Source organism: Campylobacter sp. 7477a (assembly GCF_014892335.1).
Taxonomy (GTDB): domain Bacteria; phylum Campylobacterota; class Campylobacteria; order Campylobacterales; family Campylobacteraceae; genus Campylobacter_A; species Campylobacter_A californiensis.
On sequence record NZ_JADBJH010000012.1, the window covers coordinates 24919 to 42199 of the forward strand.

A 17281-nucleotide genomic window follows, 5' to 3' on the forward strand; every position below is an offset into this window, starting at 1 on the left:
AACATGAGAATGATAAATTTTAGTGCAGGACCTACGGGACTACCTTTGAGCGTGCTAGAACACGCGCAGTCAGAGCTTGTTGATTATAGAGGAGAGGGTTACTCTGTTATGGAAATTTCACATCGCTCAAAAACCTATGAAGAGGTGCATTTTGGCGCGATGGATAAGATTAAAAAGCTTTATGGTATAGGCGATGAGTATGAGGTGCTATTTTTACAAGGCGGAGCACATTTGCAGTTTGCTATGATACCGATGAATTTAAGTCAAGGCGGCGTGTGTGAGTATGCAAACACGGGCGTTTGGACAAACAAGGCCATAAAAGAAGCAAAGCTAATGGGTGTAAATGTCCGTGTCGCAGCTTCAAGCGAAGATGATAAATTTAGCTATATCCCCGAGATAAAATTTGGCGATGATGCAGACTATACTTATATCTGCTCAAACAACACGATATATGGCACTCAGTATAAAGCACTTCCAAAAAGTAAAGCACCGCTTGTTGTTGATGCAAGTAGTGACTTCTTCTCGCAGCCACTTGATTTTAGTGATATTGGTATCTTATACGGCGGAGCACAGAAAAATGCCGGTCCTAGTGGTGTAACTATCGTGATAATAAGAAAGGATTTGATAGAGCGCGTAAGTAGTCAAAATGTGCCGACATTTTTACGATACAAAACCCATGCGGACGCAAAAAGTCTTTATAATACACCGCCGACATTTGCGATATATTTATTAAATTTAACAATGCAGTGGATAATGGATAATGGCGGACTAGAAGGCATAAAAGCTCGTAATGACGCTAAGGCTAAGTTGCTTTATGATGCGATTGACGAATCTAGTGGCTTTTACAAAGGACACGCACAAAAAGAGCATCGTTCAGTAATGAATGTAAGCTATAACATCACTCCTGATGCCACCCTTGAGCCTTTGTTTGTAGAAGAAGCGCTTAAACACAACATGCTAGGGCTTAAAGGACATCGTCATTTAGGTGGCATACGTGCTTCAATCTACAATGCCGTAAGTCAAAACGATGTAAAAGTTTTGGTTGATTTTATGAAAGAATTTGCTCGTAAAAATGGCTGAAAATCCCGCCTTTTTAAAAGAACAAATTTTAACATATCTTGGCAACAAACGCGCCTTGCTCGGGCTTATCGGGCAGGGCGTAAAGTATGCCAAGAGCAAGCTTGATAAAGATAAACTTAGCTGTGGTGATCTGTTTTCAGGCTCTGGCATAGTGGCTAGGTTTTTAAAACAGCATTCAAATTTTATAATAGCAAACGACATCGAGCTTTACTCGCGTATAGCAAACGAATGCTATCTATACAATGCCGATGAAGAGTTTAAGACACATTTAAAAGCATCATATCAAGCATTTGTAAAGCGTATAAACAAGGAACTAAAGCCAGGGTTTATAACAGAGCTTTATGCGCCAAAAGATGATAAAAACATACAAAAAGGCGAACGTGCCTTTTACACTAGAAAAAATGCGATATTTATCGATACGGCTAGAAATTTGATCGATGATCTACCTTGTGAAATGCAAAAATTCTTTATCGCACCCTTGCTTTATGAGGCTAGCAACCGCGCAAATACAAGCGGCGTGTTTAAGGGATTTTATAAAAACAAACAGGGCATAGGACAATACGGAGGAGAGGGGCAAAACGCATTAAAACGAATAACCGGCGATATCTTGCTTAAAATGCCTGTTTTTTCAAATTTTAGTGTGCCGTATACGGTGTTTCAAAAGGATGCAAACGCCATTGTTTCAGATCTTGACACGCTTGATCTTGTATATCTTGATCCTCCTTATAACCAGCACCCTTATAGTTCAAATTACTTCATGCTAAATTTGATCGCTAAAAACGAAAGACCAAGTGAAATTTCAAAAGTATCCGGTATCTCGCAAGACTGGAACCGCTCTGTTTACAACCAAAAGACAAAAGCGCCCGAAGCATTTTTTGACCTTATAAATTCACTAAAAGCGCGGTTTGTACTTATCTCGTTTAACTCAGAGGGCTTTATAACAAGAGAAAATTTTGTCCATAATCTTGCCAAAATGGGCGAACTAAAAATTTTAGAACAACGATATAACGCCTTTAGAGGTAGTAGAAATTTGGGCGCAAGAGATACTTACGTCAAAGAGATGCTTTATGTTTTACAAAAAGCATAAATAACAATAAATCCAGGATAAAAATGCAAAACGTAAAAGAATACTATGATGAATTCCCTTATTTTTCAGCTGCGTTTGCAGACTGCTCGCCGTTAAGACTTCAGTCGGTAGCTGAATTTTTAGGCTTAGATGCACCAAAGGCAAATACCGCTCGTGTGCTTGAGCTTGGTTGCGCTTACGGTGGCAATATCCTTCCATTTGCAGTCCATAACAGCCAAGCCGATATTGTTGGTATTGATATCTCAAGCACTCAGGTTAAAGTCGGTAACGAGATAGCCAAAGGCATGGGCCTTGAAAATTTTAAACTTATCGAAAAAGATATCCTAAGTATCGACAAAGATAAGTTGAAAGAGCTTGGCAAATTTGACTATATTATCGCACATGGGCTTTATAGCTGGGTTTGCGATGAGGTTAAAGAGGCTATCTTACGCCTTATACACGAGCTTTTAAGCCAAAATGGCATAGCCTATATCTCATATAATGTCTATCCGGGTTGGAAGAGTTTTGATATTTTGCGTGATTATATGATATTTGTTTCATCTACTCAAAAAGATCAAACAAGTAGACTTGAAAAAGCAAAAAAAGAGCTTAAATTTTTAAGTGATTATCTTAGAATAAATTTACAAGCGCAAAATGATCCGACCCTAAGGGATAGCACCCAGCTTTTACTAACTCAGGCAAATTTCTTGCAAAATATCATCAAAAAAGGACATGACTATTATGTTTTGCATGATTTTTTAGAGACTTCAAATGACCCAATGTATTTTTATAAATTTGCCGCTTCTCTTAAGAAGAGCGGGCTTTGCTATCTTATAGATGCAGGGCTTGATGACATTTTTAGAAACAGTCTTGGGATTTACCGCTTTGACGCTCATATCTCGCAAAACTACCCAAGTCGTATAGAGGGCGAGCAGATGAGGGACTTTATGCTTAATCGCTCGTTTAGAAAAAGTCTTGTTATGAAGAGTGAAATTTTAGGCGGCAAGAGTGACTTTGATATGGATATCGGCGTGAATGAATTTAGTAAATTAAATTTTATCCTTCACTCAAGAGACGATAAAAGCGGTAACGCAGTTTATGAGGCATTAAAAAACGCATATCCGCAAAGTTTAAATTTGTCAGAGCTATCAAATATGTTAGAGCAGGATTTGCAAAGCACTTATTCGCAACTTATCGAAATTTTTGCCACACAAAATGTTAGCATAGCGCCAAAGAAATTTCATCATGTAAAATACAAAAAGGGCAAAATTCGCATAAAACCTTGTGTTGCACGTTATCTTGAGTATTTTATAAACGAGCCAAGTCCTGTGATACTGCTTGCAAATGAGCTAAATTTAAAAGTTGAGCTAACTCCTAGCGAAGCTAAAGCGGCATTAAAATTTGATGGTCAAAATAGCCTTGAAGAGATAAAAACCTCGCTTGCTCTAAAAAATGCGGATGAGTTTTTAAATAAGCTTAGCAACAAGCTAAGCGAGGCGTATTTTTTAGAGAATTTTAACTAAAAAATATCTTTTTTATCATCAACGAACTCATGACCAGATAAAGAAGTAAGAACCATTTTTTAAGAACTTTTTTGTCTGTTTTGTGAGTTGTTTTTGTGCCAAAATAAACTCCTAAAAGCGCACCGATACCCAAAGTAAAGCCCTCTGCATACTCCACGTGCCCATGGTATGCCATAGAAATAAATCCCGAAATAGAAGCAAACATAACAAAAAAGACGCCCATGGAAATCGCCTTTTTCATCTCATACCCTAAAAATCCAACCAAAATAGGTGTTATAAAAACCGCTCCGCCGATACCGATACTAATTGCTATAGCTCCAACTGAAAAACCTACTAAAAATAGCAATAAATTTGAAGTATTTGGTGAAGAATTTTCACTGACGGTTGTAAAATAAAGTTTAAAAATAGAAAAAGCAAATGTCGCAAGCAAGATACTCTCTAGTAAAATTTCAGGTGCAAGCTCCACGATATATCCGCTAAGACTAGCCCCGCTCATGCCGCCAAGACCTAGATAAATTCCTTTGTTTAGACGCAAAAGACCGGCTTTATAGTTCATGTATGAGCCAAAGATAGCACCCATTAACATTTGCGTTATGCTTATGCCTATAGCAGTTTTGATGTTATAGCCTAAAGCTAGCATGATAGGCACTATGATAGTCCCGCCTCCGATACCGAAAAATCCCGAGATAAAGCCCACAAATGTGCCAACAATCAACAAAAGAGCAAATAGCATGGTAAGTCCTTATAAAACTTGAATTTTATCAAAATGAATTTAAAGTTGTGTAAAATGCGTATTGATTTTGTTTAAAATGTAAAAAGAATTTTAAATTTTAAAAAATGCAAAGCTTTTTTATTTATAATGAAAGTAAAATTTTATAACGGAAATCAAATGCTCTTATATGAACCGATTTTTTACTACGAACAGATCAAAAACAAATTCCCTAAAAGCTACCTTGCAGAAGATAAATTTCAAGCGATAATCGGCATAGACTGCGAATATTTTGACGCTAAAAATTATGATTTAGACGCACTCGTGGGATATTATAATGCAAATCTTCAAAAGAGCCAAGCTCCGTTTGCGGGTCTTTTTGGTGTTTTTGCTCACGGAAGTGTTAAATTTTTTGAAGATATAGCCGAGCCTAGCGAGTGTGCATATGAATTTCCGGAGTTTTTTTACGCAAATGCAAATGCTTATTTACATTTTGATAAAGTGAGTAAAATTTATACATTTTACGGCGATAAGAATGATTATTACGAGTTTTTAAAAGAGCTAAAGCCATTAGAGAGTAAATATCAAGAGGCAAAATTTCAAATTTTAACAGATTTAGATGCCGAAAAGAAACATTTTGAAGATATTGTTGAAAAAGCTAAAGAGTATGTAAGATCGGGCGATGTTTTCCAAGTTGTTCTTGCAAAACAGCTAAAAATCTCATCAAATTTAGATAGCGTGGAGTTTTATAAAAAACTCAGCACGCTTAATCCAAGCCCATATATGTTTCATTTTCCCACACCTTACGGCGATATCGTAGGCTCTTCGCCTGAGCTTGTTTTTGAAATGAGAGATAAAAAAATTTTCGTTGCACCGATAGCAGGAACTCGTCCAAGAGGAAGCGATGCAAATGAAGACGAGAGGTTAAAAAACGATCTTTTAAGCGATGAAAAAGAGCTAGCCGAACATAAGATGTTAATAGATCTGGCGCGAAACGATATCGGACATGTGGCAAAGCCAAGAAGCGTAGTTGTAAAAAATCCAATGCATATTCAGTATTACGAGAGTGTTATGCATATCGTAAGCGAGGTTTATGGAATTTGCCGCGATAACCTTTCGTGGCTTGATGTTATTAGAAGTATTTTTCCTGCAGGAACACTTAGTGGAACGCCAAAAATTCGCGCCATGCAGATCATATCTGAGCTTGAAGGTCTTCAAAGAGGCATATATGGCGGCGGTATAGGATTTTTACATTTTAACGGTGACGTGCAAATGGCGATATTGATACGCTCGGCATTTTTTAATGCAAAGACCGACACAAAAGGCTTTAGAGATGTTTTTGTGGGAGCCGGTGCTGGTATAGTTTATGACTCTACTCCAAAGAATGAATACGCTGAAATTTGCCATAAACGCGCCAGTGTCGTTAGGGTTTTTAGAGATAATTGCAAAGAGGTAAGATGATACTTTTAATTGATAATTACGATAGTTTTGTTTTTAATGTAAAACAGTATTTAGAGGATCTAAGCGATGAGGAAATTTTATGTGTTAGAAACGATAAAATTACTCTTGGTGAGATAAAGTCACTAAATCCTACAAAAATAATTTTAAGCCCGGGCCCAAAACACCCAAAAGATAGTGGAATTTGTCTAAAAATTTTAAAGTCAGATCTAACCCAGCCGATACTTGGAATTTGTCTGGGTCATCAAGCGATCGGACTATGTTTTGGCGGTGTGATAAAGCGTCTTGAAAAGCCTCTTCATGGTAAGACTTCAGATATTGAAATTTTAAATGCCGAGCCATTATTTACGGGACTTCCGCAAAAATTTAGCGTCATGCGCTATCACTCGCTTTATGTCGATGAACTTAGCGAAAATTTAGAGTGTTTGGCTGTAAGTGATGATGGCGTAGTGATGGCTTTAAAGGTAAAAGATCGCCCAATATACGGTGTTCAGTTTCATCCTGAAAGCTATTTTTCACAGTATGGCAAAAAAATAATCGATAATTTTTTAAATATAAACAAAAAAGAGATGATAAAGGAGAATGAAGTGGTAAATTTTGCACCATTTATGATAAAACTACAAAAGGGTCTGATGCTTGATGGGGCTGATTACGCTGTTATTTGCAAAGCTATAAACGATAAAGAATACGACATTGTTCAGCTGGCCGGCTTGCTTGTGCTTATAAGCGAAAAGAGCCTTTATCCTGAAAGCGTTGCGGCTTTGGTGCAAAATATCCTAAAATACTCCATAACTTATAATGACCCAAGCGATATGTTTGATATAGTTGGTACCGGAGGCGATAGGTTAAAAACTATAAATGTTTCAACTACGGTTGCGTTTATACTTGCTAGTCTTGGTGTAAAGGTTGCAAAACACGGCAATAAAGCCATAACAAGCAAAAGCGGCAGTAGCGATACGTTAAGCGCGCTAGGTGTAAAACTAAGCGCAAGCATAGATGAAAATCGCGAGAGGATCAGAAATGAAAATTTGGCCTTTTTCCATGCGGCGTTTTTCCATAAAATAACAGCTGAGGTAAAAGAGGTGCGTGATCGTCTGAAAATAGGCACTTGCTTTAATATGCTAGGACCGCTTTTAAACCCGAATTTAGGACTTAAATTTCAAATGGTGGGCAACTATCTTGAAGAGGTGAACGAACTAATGGCAAAGACTCTTTTAAAGCTTGGTAGAAAACACGCCTTGGTTGTTCACGGTATGGACGGCATGGATGAGATCACACTTTGCGATGAGACGTTAGTTCATGAGGTAAGAGACGGTAAAATTTTAGAATACCGCATAACACCGGAGCAATTTGGCTTTAAAAGAGCGTTTCACGCCGACATAGAGGGTGGCACAGGCGAAGAAAACGCCGAAATTTTAAAAGCGACTTTGCGAGGCGAAGTAAAGGGCGCAAAGCTTGATATAGTCGTGCTAAACGCAATGTTTGCACTATATGCGGCAGACGTGGTTAAAACACCTATGGATGCCAAAGAGATCGTGCTTGAAGCGATAGAAAGCGGGAAATCCTATGAGTTCTTTAAACGCTACACGTCTTAAAATTTGTGGTATTAAAAACGTCAAAGAAGCGCTTGATGTGCTTGAATTTGATGTTGATTATATAGGCGTGATATTTGCACAAAGTGTGCGTCAAGTAGCTCCTGATACGGCAAAGGAAATTTCAGCCTTAGCGCGGGAGCGGGATAGGAAGTGTGTAGGTGTTTTTGCGGGACAAAGCGATAGCGAGATAGTTGAGCTTTGTGAATTTGCAATGCTTAATGTGGCTCAAATTCATGGCGAAATAAGCCAAAGTTTATATCTTGGTCTAAAAAATTTAGATGTTGAGGTTTGGCGTGTTTTAAGTGTCTCAGAGGGTGATCTTCCAAAAACAAATGAACCAAACGACATGGTGCTTTATGACTGCAAAGGAAGAAATTTAGGCGGAAACGGTGTTAGTTTTGAGTGGCAAAAGCTTGAAAATTTAGAGCCGTTTAGCTTTGGTATAGCAGGTGGGATAGATGAAAACAACGCATGCGCGGCGTTAAAATTTAATCCACTTGTAATAGATGCAAATAGCAAGCTTGAAGATGAAAAATTTATAAAAATTCCAAGCAAGGTAGCCGTGCTAGCCGCTATAGTAAATAACAAAATGAAAATAGAATAAAGGATAAAAAATATGGATAAAAAGGCGTATTTTGGAAAATTCGGCGGTCAGTTTGTGCCTGAAACCGTGATGTTTGCGCTTGATGAGCTAGAAAGTGCGTATGAAAGTATCGCATCTACCGCACAATTTCAAGCAGAGCTAGACGACTTGCTTAAAAATTATGTTGGACGTCCTAGTCCGCTTTATTATGCAAAGCGCCTAAGTGAGCATTATGGGCATGAAATTTATCTAAAAAGAGAAGACTTAAACCATACAGGAGCGCATAAGATAAACAACGCTTTAGCGCAAGCTTTGCTTGCTAAAAAGATGGGTAAGAAAAAGATCATAGCAGAAACGGGAGCGGGACAACACGGCGTTGCTAGTGCGACTGCGGCGGCACTTTTAGGGCTAGAGTGTGATGTATATATGGGTGCGGTTGATATCGCTAGACAGCAACTGAATGCTTACCGCATGCAGCTTCTTGGAGCAAACGTTGTTAGCATAGAAGATGGTCTAAAGACGCTAAAAGAGGCGACAACGGCTGCGATACAAGCATGGGTAAATGAGATAGAAAGCGTGTTTTACGTTATAGGCTCGGCTGTCGGTCCACATCCTTATCCAAAAATGGTGCGCGACTTTCAAAGTATCATAGGGCGTGAAACTAGATCCCAGCTTAAAGACTATGGCATAAAGACTGACTATATCATCGCTTGTGTTGGCGGAGGAAGTAACGCGATAGGAATTTTTAACGAATTTTTAGATGATAAAGACACCGAACTAATCGGCATAGAAGCAGGAGGTCTTGGTGCTAACACTCCTTATCATGCGGCAACTCTTACAAACGGTCGTGAGGGTATTATACATGGCATGAAAACCATGGTGCTTCAGGATGCTTACGGCATGATAGAGGAGGTTCATAGCATATCTGCAGGACTTGACTACCCTGGTGTTGGTCCGCAACACGCACATTTGCATGATATAAAGCGTGTAAAATACTACGCTATAACTGACGATGAGTGTGTCAATGCATTGCGACTTACGACAAGGCTTGAAGGTATCATTCCTGCGATAGAAAGCTCGCATGCTTTGGCGTATTTAGAAAAGCTTTGCCCAAGTTTAGAGTCTAAAAAGACGATAGTCGTTAACGTTTCAGGTAGGGGCGATAAAGATATGGATACGATAATGGGTTATGAAAAAGGAAAAATTTATGGATAAGATAAGAGAAGCATTTAATGGCAAAAAGGCAAATATCGGCTATATCGTCGCAGGATATCCAAGCATAGAACACACGAAAGAATTTTTGCGAAATTATGACAAAAGTTCGCTTGATCTGCTTGAGCTTGGAGTGCCTTACTCAGATCCGTTAGCAGACGGCAAGCTTATAGCCGAGGCAAGTTTTACTACAGCAGCAAACGGCGTAAATACCGATAGTGTGTTTGAAATTTTAAAAGAGTGCAAGGGTGAATTTAACAAGCCGATAGTGTTTTTGATATATTTTAATCTTATATTTTCATACGGCATGGAAAAATTTGTAAAAACATGCGCGCAATACGGTGTAAGCGGGCTTATCGTGCCTGATCTGCCTTATGAGGAAAATGGTGAATTTTTCAAACTTTGCACGGCTCATAAGATAGCGCTTGTGCCTCTTATTAGCGTAACTTCAGCCTATAGAACGGATAAAATTTTAACTTCTGGATCTGGATTTATCTACGCTATCGGCGCTATTGGAGTAAGCGGCTCAAAACGTGCCAGTAATGAGCGTTTGGCAATGTTGGTAAAGGAGCTAAAGTCAAAGAGCGACCTGCCTGTTGCAGTTGGTTTTGGTGTTAAAAATAGCGTTGATGCAAATGAGGTCAAAGGCTATGCCGATGGTGCGATAATCGGCACTGCGATAGTTGAGCTAACGGCAAAATACAGCGGCAAAGAGCTGATGGATAAGATCTCGGAGCTTTTTTAAATTTAAAGAGGGAGAAGCCCCTCTTTAAATTTAACTCTCGGCAAAATTAAATGACAAACAACAAAATTTATAAATACCTAATATCTTTTGGGCATTTTTGCTCTGATGTTAATCAAGGTGCATTAAGCGCTATTTTGCCATTTTTGATCGCTACTTATAACTATGACTACACAACCGCAGCCATGCTTGTTTTGTATGCAAATATCATAGGCTCGTTTGTCCAGCCGTTTATTGGATATATAAACGATAAGAAAAATACCCCATATATAGTTTTGATCGGGCTTATACTAGCAGGTGGCGGTATGTCTTGTGTTGGATTTAGCTCAAATTTTTATCTACTTTGTTTTGCTGTAACGATAAGCGGTATAGGCATGGCGATGTTTCATCCTCAAGCCGCAAAGATCATCAACCAAGCCTCAAACGATAATAACCGTGCGATTAATATTAGTATATTTTCATTTGGCGGAAATTTAGGTTTTACACTGGGTCCGGTATTCGTATCTTTAGTTGTTTATCTTTTTGGGCTTAGAGGCATGATATGGTTTTTGTTGCCTCAAGTTATCTTTGCTATGTTATTTATATATCATTATAAGGGCATAAGCGAGCTTGGGACATATATTAAAACAAAAAAGATAGTGCAAAAAGAGAGTAAGGATGACTGGAGTGCGTTTGGCTATCTTTGTGTTGTGATCATGAGTAGGTCTATAGTTTTTCACGGTATAAACACGTTTTTGGCTCTATTTTTTATAAGTAAATTTGGAAATTCCGCTTCAAGCGCGAGCGTTATACTAAGCACTTACTATGCTATTGTTGCGGCGGGCACGCTTCTTGGTGGGGTGCTGGCTGATAGATACGGATACCACACGGTTATCAAGTCTGCATTTACTTTTTTGTTATTTTCGATCTTTTTATTTGCAATAAATGACAACTTTTATATGGCACTTGCCGTGATTATACCGCTTGGAGCCGCTATGGGTATGTCATATAGCCCTATGGTTGTTTTAGCGCAGAGTTACTTACCAAATCACATAGGGCTAGCTTCCGGTGTTACACTAGGACTTGCCGTTAGTATAGGCGGGATAACCGCACCGTTTTTTGGCAAGATAGCCGACACTTACACCATAACATATACATTTTACGCTATATCGTTAGTTTGCGTTGTTTCGGCTCTTTTTTCATTTTTACTACCAAAATTAAAAGTAGCTTAAATTTTTAAAAATTTCTACTCTATTTTCCATAAACTATGTCTGTGTTTTGCGTATTTTTTATCTATTTTACCGCTAAACATACCGCCTAAAAGTGCTCTATTTGCCTTTGGGACAAATGCCATTAAGTGAGCTATGATAAAAAGTATTATCAAAACAAGGCCTACGTTATGTAAAGTGGCCGCCCAGGTATAGAGTGAATTTGATATATCAAATCCTAATAAATTTTTATACGCTTTAATTAGTCCAGTTACGATAAGAAGAGCAATGATAAACACGGCTGCCGCGTAGGCGATACGCTGTTCTGGCAGGTATTTTGGGCTTGGAGGCTCTTTGTCTTTTTTTATCATTGCTTTTATGACAAGATAGCTATTTTTGATATCTGCTTTTCTTGGAACTATGTCAAATTCACGTTTTAGTCCATGATAAAAGATGTGATAAAAGCTAAAAAATATCAACGTAGCCGAAAAAATATAGTGCAAATTTAGAGTAAAAAAATAATCCCCACTCCACTCAAAAACTTTAGTTATATTATATCTTTTTGCTACCGGCATTTGTAAAATTCCCGTGACAATTAGCCCAAAAATACTAAAGGCTATACCCCAGTGGATTATGCGATTTTGCAGGCTCTGTCTAATGACTTTATCATTCATTTTTTATCCTTTTTGCTCTTTATGACGGCTATGCTTGCAGCACCTAATGCAGCCATAGGGGCTATTAGCGTAGCCATTGCAAGATTTTGAGAGTTGCGCAGAGGATTTGTGTGAAATTTCATATCCATTATCCCGGATTTTGACTTGTCTTTATATTTTTTAGATATAGCTTCGTCTATGGTGTTAAAATCAACCGAACTTACGTATATAGTGGAGGTTCCGCCATTTTCATTCATGCCGTATATAAAACGGCTCTTTTTCATCTCGTTTGCAATGGCAAATATCTCATCTTTTTTGCCAAATTTTATGGCATTTTTCGGGCATGCCGTTTCGCATACGGGTTTTTGGTTTTTAGCAAGTAAGTCCGCACACATATCGCACTTATACATCACGCCTCCGCCTGCAAGTTTAGGCATAATTTTTAAATATATACCAACTCCTGCTTGGCGTTGCGGCACTCCCCAAGGGCAGACATCTCTGCATTTTGCCCCGCCAACGCAAAAATCCTTATCTATACTTACAGCACCCTCGTCGCTTTTGCCTATGACTCCAAAAGGGCAGAGCTTTTGACATGGTGGATGATCGCAGTGCATACATCTGCGCGGTATAAATACCTGTTTTTCATCAATCTTTAGCGTTTCTATATAGGTAAAATTATATGGCGTTAGGCGTGAGATATTATCTTTTTGATCTGAGTAGTCCTCAAATTTCTTTTGAGGAAAATACGGCATGATGGGTTTTTTAGGAACAGGAAAAATTTGCTCATTTTTTGTGCGACAAGCATTTACGCAACGCGGTATATCAAAGTCTTTACATCCATCGCAAAGATCAATATCGATAATGCTTGCCATTGCTTTGTCCTTAACTTCGCTTGCTTGTGCATTATTTGCCGTTACGACTGTGCCAGCAGCAGACAGGGCGCTAAATTTAAAGAAATTTCGTCTGTTCATTTCATATCCTTTTTGATAATGCTACCCGTATGAGTGCGAATTTTCAGTGATAATGTTACCTTGTGCGGCGCTGGCTTGGTTTCTAAATTTATAACCTTTTTAGAAAATGCAAAGTATAATAGAGGTTATAAATTTTTAAGGAAATAAGATGAAAAACGTTATAGACGTATCAACTAGATATCTTTGCTCTGATACTTTAGGCTTTAAGCTAGAAAGTGGGTCAAGTATCGGAAACGGCTTTTATGGTGCTAGTATTCCTGTATATAAAGGCAAAGAAGAGTATCATTTTTATCTATTTTTTAAAAAAGATACGTTAAGAATTTTTCTAGAAGCGTTTTTTGGAGTTAAAGAATTTGAGGGAAATGACCTTGATGATCTTTGCAAAGAGATAGCAAACATGATCATCGGCAAAGCAAAAAATTTACTAAATGAACAAGAAGATGACGCATATAAGCTTGGAACTCCGGAATTTCTCGGTGAAGTTGATAAATTTCACGTCAAGCTTGATGAAAAATTTATATATAAAATGAAAAACCGAACTTTTCAGATAGGCTATAAAAAAGCATGAGTGAAGAGGAAAAATTAGAAAATTTAGACAGTGTTGGCTTGTTTAAAAGCTATGATGAGTTGATGGACATCGGAGTTGACTTCATCGCGGAACTTGGCACGACTACTATAAGCGTGCATGAGCTTTTAAAGCTTGAGTCAGGATCTGTTGTAGATCTTGAAAAGCCTGCAGGAGAGAGCGTGGAGCTTTATATAAATAATAGAATTTTTGGCAAGGGTGAAGTTATGGTTTACGAGAAAAACCTAGCCATCCGTATCAATGAAATTTTAGACTCTAAGTCGGTTATACAATACTTTAAAAAAGAGCTTTTATGAAAATTTTACTTACGTTTTTAATATCTTTTTTGCCCATTTTGGCTTCTAATCTACTTACATATAATATCTACGAAAGAACAGACCGTGTAGATATCATGCTAAGTTTTGATGCGCCTTATGAGGGAAATATCTTTCAAAAACGCGAGAAAAATACAACGTCTTTGATACTAAATTCGCTAAGTTTTGATCAAACCGTAAGCAAGGCTGTAAATTCTAAAATTTTACAAGAATTTGATATCGAACCTAAGCAGAATTCACTTATATTAAATTTAAAATCCCAAGATCCTATCGTAGTAAATGCTTCAAAAACTACAGATGGTTTTGGTCTTCGCATAAGAGTAAGCCCGAAAAATACACCGGCCCAAGTAGCTACAATGCCACAAGCAAGTGTAAAAGTAGAAACCCCGTCTACATCAGCCCCTAAAAACAGTAATGAGCCGGTTGTGGACTCAAGGTATTTTATAATCCTTGGTGTCCTTGTCTTGCTTTTATTGTTCTTGTTTGTGTTTAAAAAGATCATGCTTGGTAAGCAAAATTTTTCAGGATTTACGGCTCCTGCCCAAGCTCCTGCAAACAAAACGAAGTCTATTAGCTGGCTTCTTAAAAATCAAAATAGTGATGTAAACGTGATATATGAAAAACATCTTGATAAGGCCAATAAGCTTATGCTTTTAAGCTATGAAAATCGCAGATATCTTGTGATAGTCGGCAACTCAAATGTTATGCTTGATAGCTTTGGTGAAGACAAGATACAAAACGAAGAGGATTTTCAAGCGTTTTTTGAAGATAATAAAAAGAAGCTAGGCTCATTTTTGGAAGAGCGCAAAAACAGCCTTAGCGACTATAAAGACAAGATGAGTATGAACTAAGCAAAGCAGATAGCAAAAAGCTCAGGCTTTGCAAGTTTTTTTATCTCCTCTTTTGACATTATTAAATTTTTAGCTCCGTAAATTTGAAGTGTATAGGCTATGAGCTCAAATTTAAGCTTCGTTCCACTGCAATTTAGATCAAGAATTTTTGCTAAAGTTAGTATAAAGCTTAACCATCTGACGTGTTCTTGCTTTGGCAAAAGCGCCTTGTATCTTTCGTACTCATATACTGTTTTTTTACCGTTTGTTCCGATGATGGCTGCGATTAGAGTTTTTTGCTCGTGTGTAAAGCCGAAATTTAGCCCGTTTAACACAAGATACGCGGAGTTTTGATGATCTCCGTAAAAGCCGATCTCTTGACCGATATTAAACAGTCTTGCTGCTGTTAGAAGATGCTCAAGATAGCTTTCATTAAGCTCATGTATAGGTGCAAGTGCTAGGAAAATTTCTTTAGCATATCTTATGATGTTTTTATTTGCAGTAGGCATAAAGCGATCTTGCAGGCTTTTTACACTTGGATTTAAATTTTGTGGAAATTTTAAACTAGGACGCAAAAAGTCACTCAAAAATACGCCCTCACGCACACCAACTCCGCTTGTGTGCACAGTTTTTGCTTCAAGTGCATTTGCTATGGTTAAAAATATCTGCGCACCCTCTCTTATAGTATCGTGTCTGTCTTTTTTGATTAGAAATTTATTCAAGTCGTCGTAGTCGGCGTTTATTATGCTTTGTATGAAATTTTTCTGATCGCTTAGTTTATAAGAAAAGCCATGCAAGGTGTTTAGGGGATAATTTGTCTTTGTTATGATTGCAGTTGAGATAGCACGCAAACTACCACCGATAGCGATGATGTTTTGGGATTTAAAGTGTGGCGGAATTTGCTTTGATATATTTTGAACGAAAGTCGAAATTTCGCTTTTGTTTTTAGCAAATAGCTCTTTTAAGCGCACTGTTCCGATATCAAGAGAGATCGTGTCTATGATTTTTGAGTTGCTTATGCGAGCTAGCTCGGTTGAGCCACCACCTATGTCTATAGTTACGGCTTCTTTTATCGGCGATAGGAGATTATTTGCGGCTATTGCACCGTAAGTAGCTTCCTTTTTGCCGTCTATGACCTTTATGCCGATATCAAGTTTCTTGCGGATTAGTGAGATAAGTTCGCTTGAATTTGGAGCGTCACGAAGAGCGCTTGTGCCAACGCATAAAATTTTACCGCATTTGTAGCTTTTGGCTATATTTTTAAATTCGCTAAAGGCTTCGTATGCTTTTTGTAACGACTGGGCTGAAATTTCATTGTTTGAGCCATATCCACCCTCTCCTAGACGAACTTTCATTTTGTATTCGCCAAGTATAAAAAATGCCCAGCGCGACGTGCGCTCAAAGATTGCCATACGCATAGAATTTGAGCCAAGATCAATAACCGCGGTTCTTTTTGCCATTTTGCTTTGCCTTGTTTTAAACTTTTTTACCGATAGAAGTTTGTTTGATTCTGTGATTTTGTATAGGCACGATAAGTGTAGAAATAGCCCCACTTCTATCGGTTCTATTTTTGATACTTACTGTAGCTCCCAGTGCTTGAGCCGCACTTTTTGCCAAAAATAACCCAAGTCCGGCTCCGCCCTTATCGCCAAATCTCTTAAACGGAGCAAATAGATCCTTGCTCTCATCTATGCCGACGCCTTCATCGGTAACTTCGATTATAAAATTTGAGTTTACAACCTTTGAAGATATTGTTATTTTTGCTCCTGTTGGCGAAAATTTGATAGCATTTTGAACGAAATTTTGTATAACATGAGTTAGTAATGTTGTTTGAATTTTCATATTTAAAATTTTTGGCTCAAGATTTAAGATAACTTCTTTGCTTTCTTGATGAGCTAAAATTTTAAAGCCGTTTCCAAGCTTTTCTAAAAAACTAATAACATTAACATTTACAGGCTCTTCAAATTGTGCGCCCTCTTGTCGCCCGATCTCTAAGATAGAACTTATCATGGAATTCATGGTTTTTATGGCTTCGTTGTTTGATACCAGTGCCTCTATATAACGCTCTTTGTCACGTTCTTTTAAAAGAGTAACTTCGTTTTTTGTTTTCATGACTGCCAGTGGTGTTTTTAGTTCATGTGCAACACCGACGAAAAGCTCCTTTTGGTATTTTACAAAGGTTTGTATCCTATTTATGAGTTTATTTATACTGTTTCCAAGCGGACAGAATTCTTCCGGAAGATGCTTAAAATCTATCTCTTTTAAAAATTTTTCATCAAGATTGGTTAGTTTTGTTGTTAGTATTTTTATTGGTACTAGCATCATTCTTGAAAGCAACAACGCATAAAAAAGCACCAGTAGTATCGCACTTGCGTTTACCATCATGATATCGATTAGAATTTGATCTACTATTTTACTTTGTAGGGTTGTATCTTTTTTAAGTATCATATACGAATCACTATCATAAGGGTAGTTTAACGTCATAAAAACATGAGTTTCCTCTTTTTGCATAGAGTAGTAAGGTTTTTGGTTTTTTTTGGTGTTAGTGTGTATGATTTGGACATTACTTAGCGTTTTATGCGGTATTTGAATGTCAAAATTTTTTAGATTATTTGGATTAAATTTCTCTTTGTTTTCAACTATGCTTTTTGCTTCAAAATTTAGATCCTGAACGGCAGTTTCAAAAATGGTTACCTTGATGTAGTAGTAGAGTATTACCGAGATAATTACAACTAGCATCATCGATGCGGATGCCAGTTGTAATATAAATCT

Annotated in this window: 17 protein-coding genes; 12 read left to right on the forward strand and 5 right to left on the reverse strand. The window is 37.7% G+C overall.

Annotated elements, in window-relative coordinates; all coding sequences use genetic code 11:
* The first annotated feature begins 3 nt into the window (after window positions 1–3).
* Genes serC through CCAL5182_RS06920 form a run of 3 tightly spaced genes read left to right on the forward strand, consistent with a single transcriptional unit; the run spans window position 4 to window position 3669 of the window.
* Window positions 4–1080: a phosphoserine transaminase gene (serC, locus tag CCAL5182_RS06910; protein WP_336610599.1), complete on the forward strand. Its 1077-nt coding sequence runs from the start codon at window positions 4–6 to the stop codon at window positions 1078–1080.
* On the forward strand, window positions 1073–2167 hold the full coding sequence (locus CCAL5182_RS06915) for a DNA adenine methylase (RefSeq protein ID WP_169936675.1): 1095 nt from the start codon (window positions 1073–1075) through the stop codon (window positions 2165–2167). The genes serC and CCAL5182_RS06915 overlap by 8 nt, the downstream gene beginning before the upstream one ends.
* 23 nt (window positions 2168–2190) lie before the next feature.
* Window positions 2191–3669, forward strand: a complete 1479-nt coding sequence (locus CCAL5182_RS06920) for a class I SAM-dependent methyltransferase (protein ID WP_169999867.1) — start codon at window positions 2191–2193, stop codon at window positions 3667–3669.
* Here the strand turns inward: CCAL5182_RS06920 and CCAL5182_RS06925 are convergent.
* Entirely contained in the window at window positions 3662–4402 is a 741-nt protein-coding gene (locus CCAL5182_RS06925) for a sulfite exporter TauE/SafE family protein (RefSeq protein WP_336610600.1), read from the reverse strand. The two genes, CCAL5182_RS06920 and CCAL5182_RS06925, sit on opposite strands and share 8 nt — an antisense overlap.
* Before the next feature lie 156 nt (window positions 4403–4558).
* Here CCAL5182_RS06925 and CCAL5182_RS06930 point away from each other — a divergent pair, with 156 nt between their 5' ends.
* From CCAL5182_RS06930 to CCAL5182_RS06955, 6 genes are read left to right on the forward strand one after another with little or no spacing between them, the layout of a single operon-like run.
* Entirely contained in the window at window positions 4559–5839 is a 1281-nt protein-coding gene (locus tag CCAL5182_RS06930; RefSeq protein WP_170015977.1) for an anthranilate synthase component I family protein, read from the forward strand.
* Window positions 5836–7431, forward strand: a complete 1596-nt coding sequence (gene trpD / locus CCAL5182_RS06935; RefSeq protein WP_336610601.1) for an anthranilate phosphoribosyltransferase — start codon at window positions 5836–5838, stop codon at window positions 7429–7431. The genes CCAL5182_RS06930 and trpD overlap by 4 nt, the downstream gene beginning before the upstream one ends.
* Window positions 7403–8035, forward strand: coding sequence for a phosphoribosylanthranilate isomerase (locus CCAL5182_RS06940; protein ID WP_336610602.1), 633 nt, complete (start codon window positions 7403–7405; stop codon window positions 8033–8035). Before trpD ends, CCAL5182_RS06940 begins: the two co-directional genes overlap by 29 nt.
* Before the next feature lie 12 nt (window positions 8036–8047).
* Window positions 8048–9229 carry a tryptophan synthase subunit beta gene (gene trpB, locus CCAL5182_RS06945; protein ID WP_336610603.1) on the forward strand — a complete coding sequence of 394 codons (1182 nt, stop codon included), beginning with the start codon at window positions 8048–8050 and terminating at the stop codon, window positions 9227–9229.
* A complete protein-coding gene (gene trpA, locus CCAL5182_RS06950; RefSeq protein WP_169936663.1) occupies window positions 9222–9971 on the forward strand; it encodes a tryptophan synthase subunit alpha in 750 nt (249 codons plus the stop codon). Before trpB ends, trpA begins: the two co-directional genes overlap by 8 nt.
* A gap of 50 nt (window positions 9972–10021) precedes the next feature.
* Entirely contained in the window at window positions 10022–11179 is a 1158-nt protein-coding gene (locus tag CCAL5182_RS06955) for an MFS transporter (RefSeq protein ID WP_336610604.1), read from the forward strand.
* A gap of 14 nt (window positions 11180–11193) precedes the next feature.
* Here the strand turns inward: CCAL5182_RS06955 and CCAL5182_RS06960 are convergent, their stop codons facing one another.
* On the reverse strand, window positions 11194–11829 hold the full coding sequence (locus tag CCAL5182_RS06960) for a formate dehydrogenase subunit gamma (RefSeq protein WP_169936659.1): 636 nt from the start codon (window positions 11827–11829) through the stop codon (window positions 11194–11196).
* Window positions 11826–12779, reverse strand: a complete 954-nt coding sequence (locus CCAL5182_RS06965) for a 4Fe-4S dicluster domain-containing protein (RefSeq protein WP_336610605.1) — start codon at window positions 12777–12779, stop codon at window positions 11826–11828. The genes CCAL5182_RS06960 and CCAL5182_RS06965 overlap by 4 nt, the downstream gene beginning before the upstream one ends.
* A 148-nt stretch (window positions 12780–12927) precedes the next feature.
* On the opposite strand from CCAL5182_RS06965, the gene CCAL5182_RS06970 reads away from it, so the two are divergent.
* The 3 genes from CCAL5182_RS06970 to CCAL5182_RS06980 are packed head-to-tail and all read left to right on the forward strand — an operon-like array spanning window position 12928 to window position 14530.
* Complete coding sequence (locus CCAL5182_RS06970; protein WP_169936655.1) at window positions 12928–13347, forward strand: chemotaxis protein CheX; 420 nt, start codon at window positions 12928–12930, stop codon at window positions 13345–13347.
* Window positions 13344–13661, forward strand: a complete 318-nt coding sequence (fliN, locus tag CCAL5182_RS06975; protein ID WP_169936653.1) for a flagellar motor switch protein FliN — start codon at window positions 13344–13346, stop codon at window positions 13659–13661. The genes CCAL5182_RS06970 and fliN overlap by 4 nt, the downstream gene beginning before the upstream one ends.
* Window positions 13658–14530 (forward strand): excinuclease ABC subunit A, encoded by an 873-nt coding sequence (locus tag CCAL5182_RS06980; RefSeq protein ID WP_169936651.1) that lies wholly within the window; start codon window positions 13658–13660, stop codon window positions 14528–14530. Before fliN ends, CCAL5182_RS06980 begins: the two co-directional genes overlap by 4 nt.
* On the opposite strand, the gene CCAL5182_RS06985 is transcribed toward CCAL5182_RS06980, so the two are convergent.
* Together CCAL5182_RS06985 and CCAL5182_RS06990 are read right to left on the reverse strand one after the other, a co-directional pair.
* Window positions 14527–15969, reverse strand: coding sequence for a Ppx/GppA phosphatase family protein (locus tag CCAL5182_RS06985; RefSeq protein ID WP_336610606.1), 1443 nt, complete (start codon window positions 15967–15969; stop codon window positions 14527–14529). The genes CCAL5182_RS06980 and CCAL5182_RS06985 overlap by 4 nt on opposite strands.
* 16 nt (window positions 15970–15985) lie before the next feature.
* The gene (locus tag CCAL5182_RS06990) at window positions 15986–17248 is read right to left on the reverse strand and encodes a sensor histidine kinase (RefSeq protein WP_336610623.1); all 1263 of its coding nucleotides are present in this window, start codon (window positions 17246–17248) and stop codon (window positions 15986–15988) included.
* Between the last annotated feature and the right edge of the window lie 33 nt (window positions 17249–17281).

Coding starts and splice junctions, on each gene's coding strand:
- serC (WP_336610599.1), top strand. CDS start 4: ATGAGAATGATAAATTTTAGTGCAGGACCTACGGGACTACCTTTGAGC.
- CCAL5182_RS06915 (WP_169936675.1), top strand. CDS start 1,073: ATGGCTGAAAATCCCGCCTTTTTAAAAGAACAAATTTTAACATATCTT.
- CCAL5182_RS06920 (WP_169999867.1), top strand. CDS start 2,191: ATGCAAAACGTAAAAGAATACTATGATGAATTCCCTTATTTTTCAGCT.
- CCAL5182_RS06925 (WP_336610600.1), bottom strand. CDS start 4,402: ATGCTATTTGCTCTTTTGTTGATTGTTGGCACATTTGTGGGCTTTATC.
- CCAL5182_RS06930 (WP_170015977.1), top strand. CDS start 4,559: ATGCTCTTATATGAACCGATTTTTTACTACGAACAGATCAAAAACAAA.
- trpD (WP_336610601.1), top strand. CDS start 5,836: ATGATACTTTTAATTGATAATTACGATAGTTTTGTTTTTAATGTAAAA.
- CCAL5182_RS06940 (WP_336610602.1), top strand. CDS start 7,403: ATGAGTTCTTTAAACGCTACACGTCTTAAAATTTGTGGTATTAAAAAC.
- trpB (WP_336610603.1), top strand. CDS start 8,048: ATGGATAAAAAGGCGTATTTTGGAAAATTCGGCGGTCAGTTTGTGCCT.
- trpA (WP_169936663.1), top strand. CDS start 9,222: ATGGATAAGATAAGAGAAGCATTTAATGGCAAAAAGGCAAATATCGGC.
- CCAL5182_RS06955 (WP_336610604.1), top strand. CDS start 10,022: ATGACAAACAACAAAATTTATAAATACCTAATATCTTTTGGGCATTTT.
- CCAL5182_RS06960 (WP_169936659.1), bottom strand. CDS start 11,829: ATGAATGATAAAGTCATTAGACAGAGCCTGCAAAATCGCATAATCCAC.
- CCAL5182_RS06965 (WP_336610605.1), bottom strand. CDS start 12,779: ATGAACAGACGAAATTTCTTTAAATTTAGCGCCCTGTCTGCTGCTGGC.
- CCAL5182_RS06970 (WP_169936655.1), top strand. CDS start 12,928: ATGAAAAACGTTATAGACGTATCAACTAGATATCTTTGCTCTGATACT.
- fliN (WP_169936653.1), top strand. CDS start 13,344: ATGAGTGAAGAGGAAAAATTAGAAAATTTAGACAGTGTTGGCTTGTTT.
- CCAL5182_RS06980 (WP_169936651.1), top strand. CDS start 13,658: ATGAAAATTTTACTTACGTTTTTAATATCTTTTTTGCCCATTTTGGCT.
- CCAL5182_RS06985 (WP_336610606.1), bottom strand. CDS start 15,969: ATGGCAAAAAGAACCGCGGTTATTGATCTTGGCTCAAATTCTATGCGT.
- CCAL5182_RS06990 (WP_336610623.1), bottom strand. CDS start 17,248: ATGCTAGTTGTAATTATCTCGGTAATACTCTACTACTACATCAAGGTA.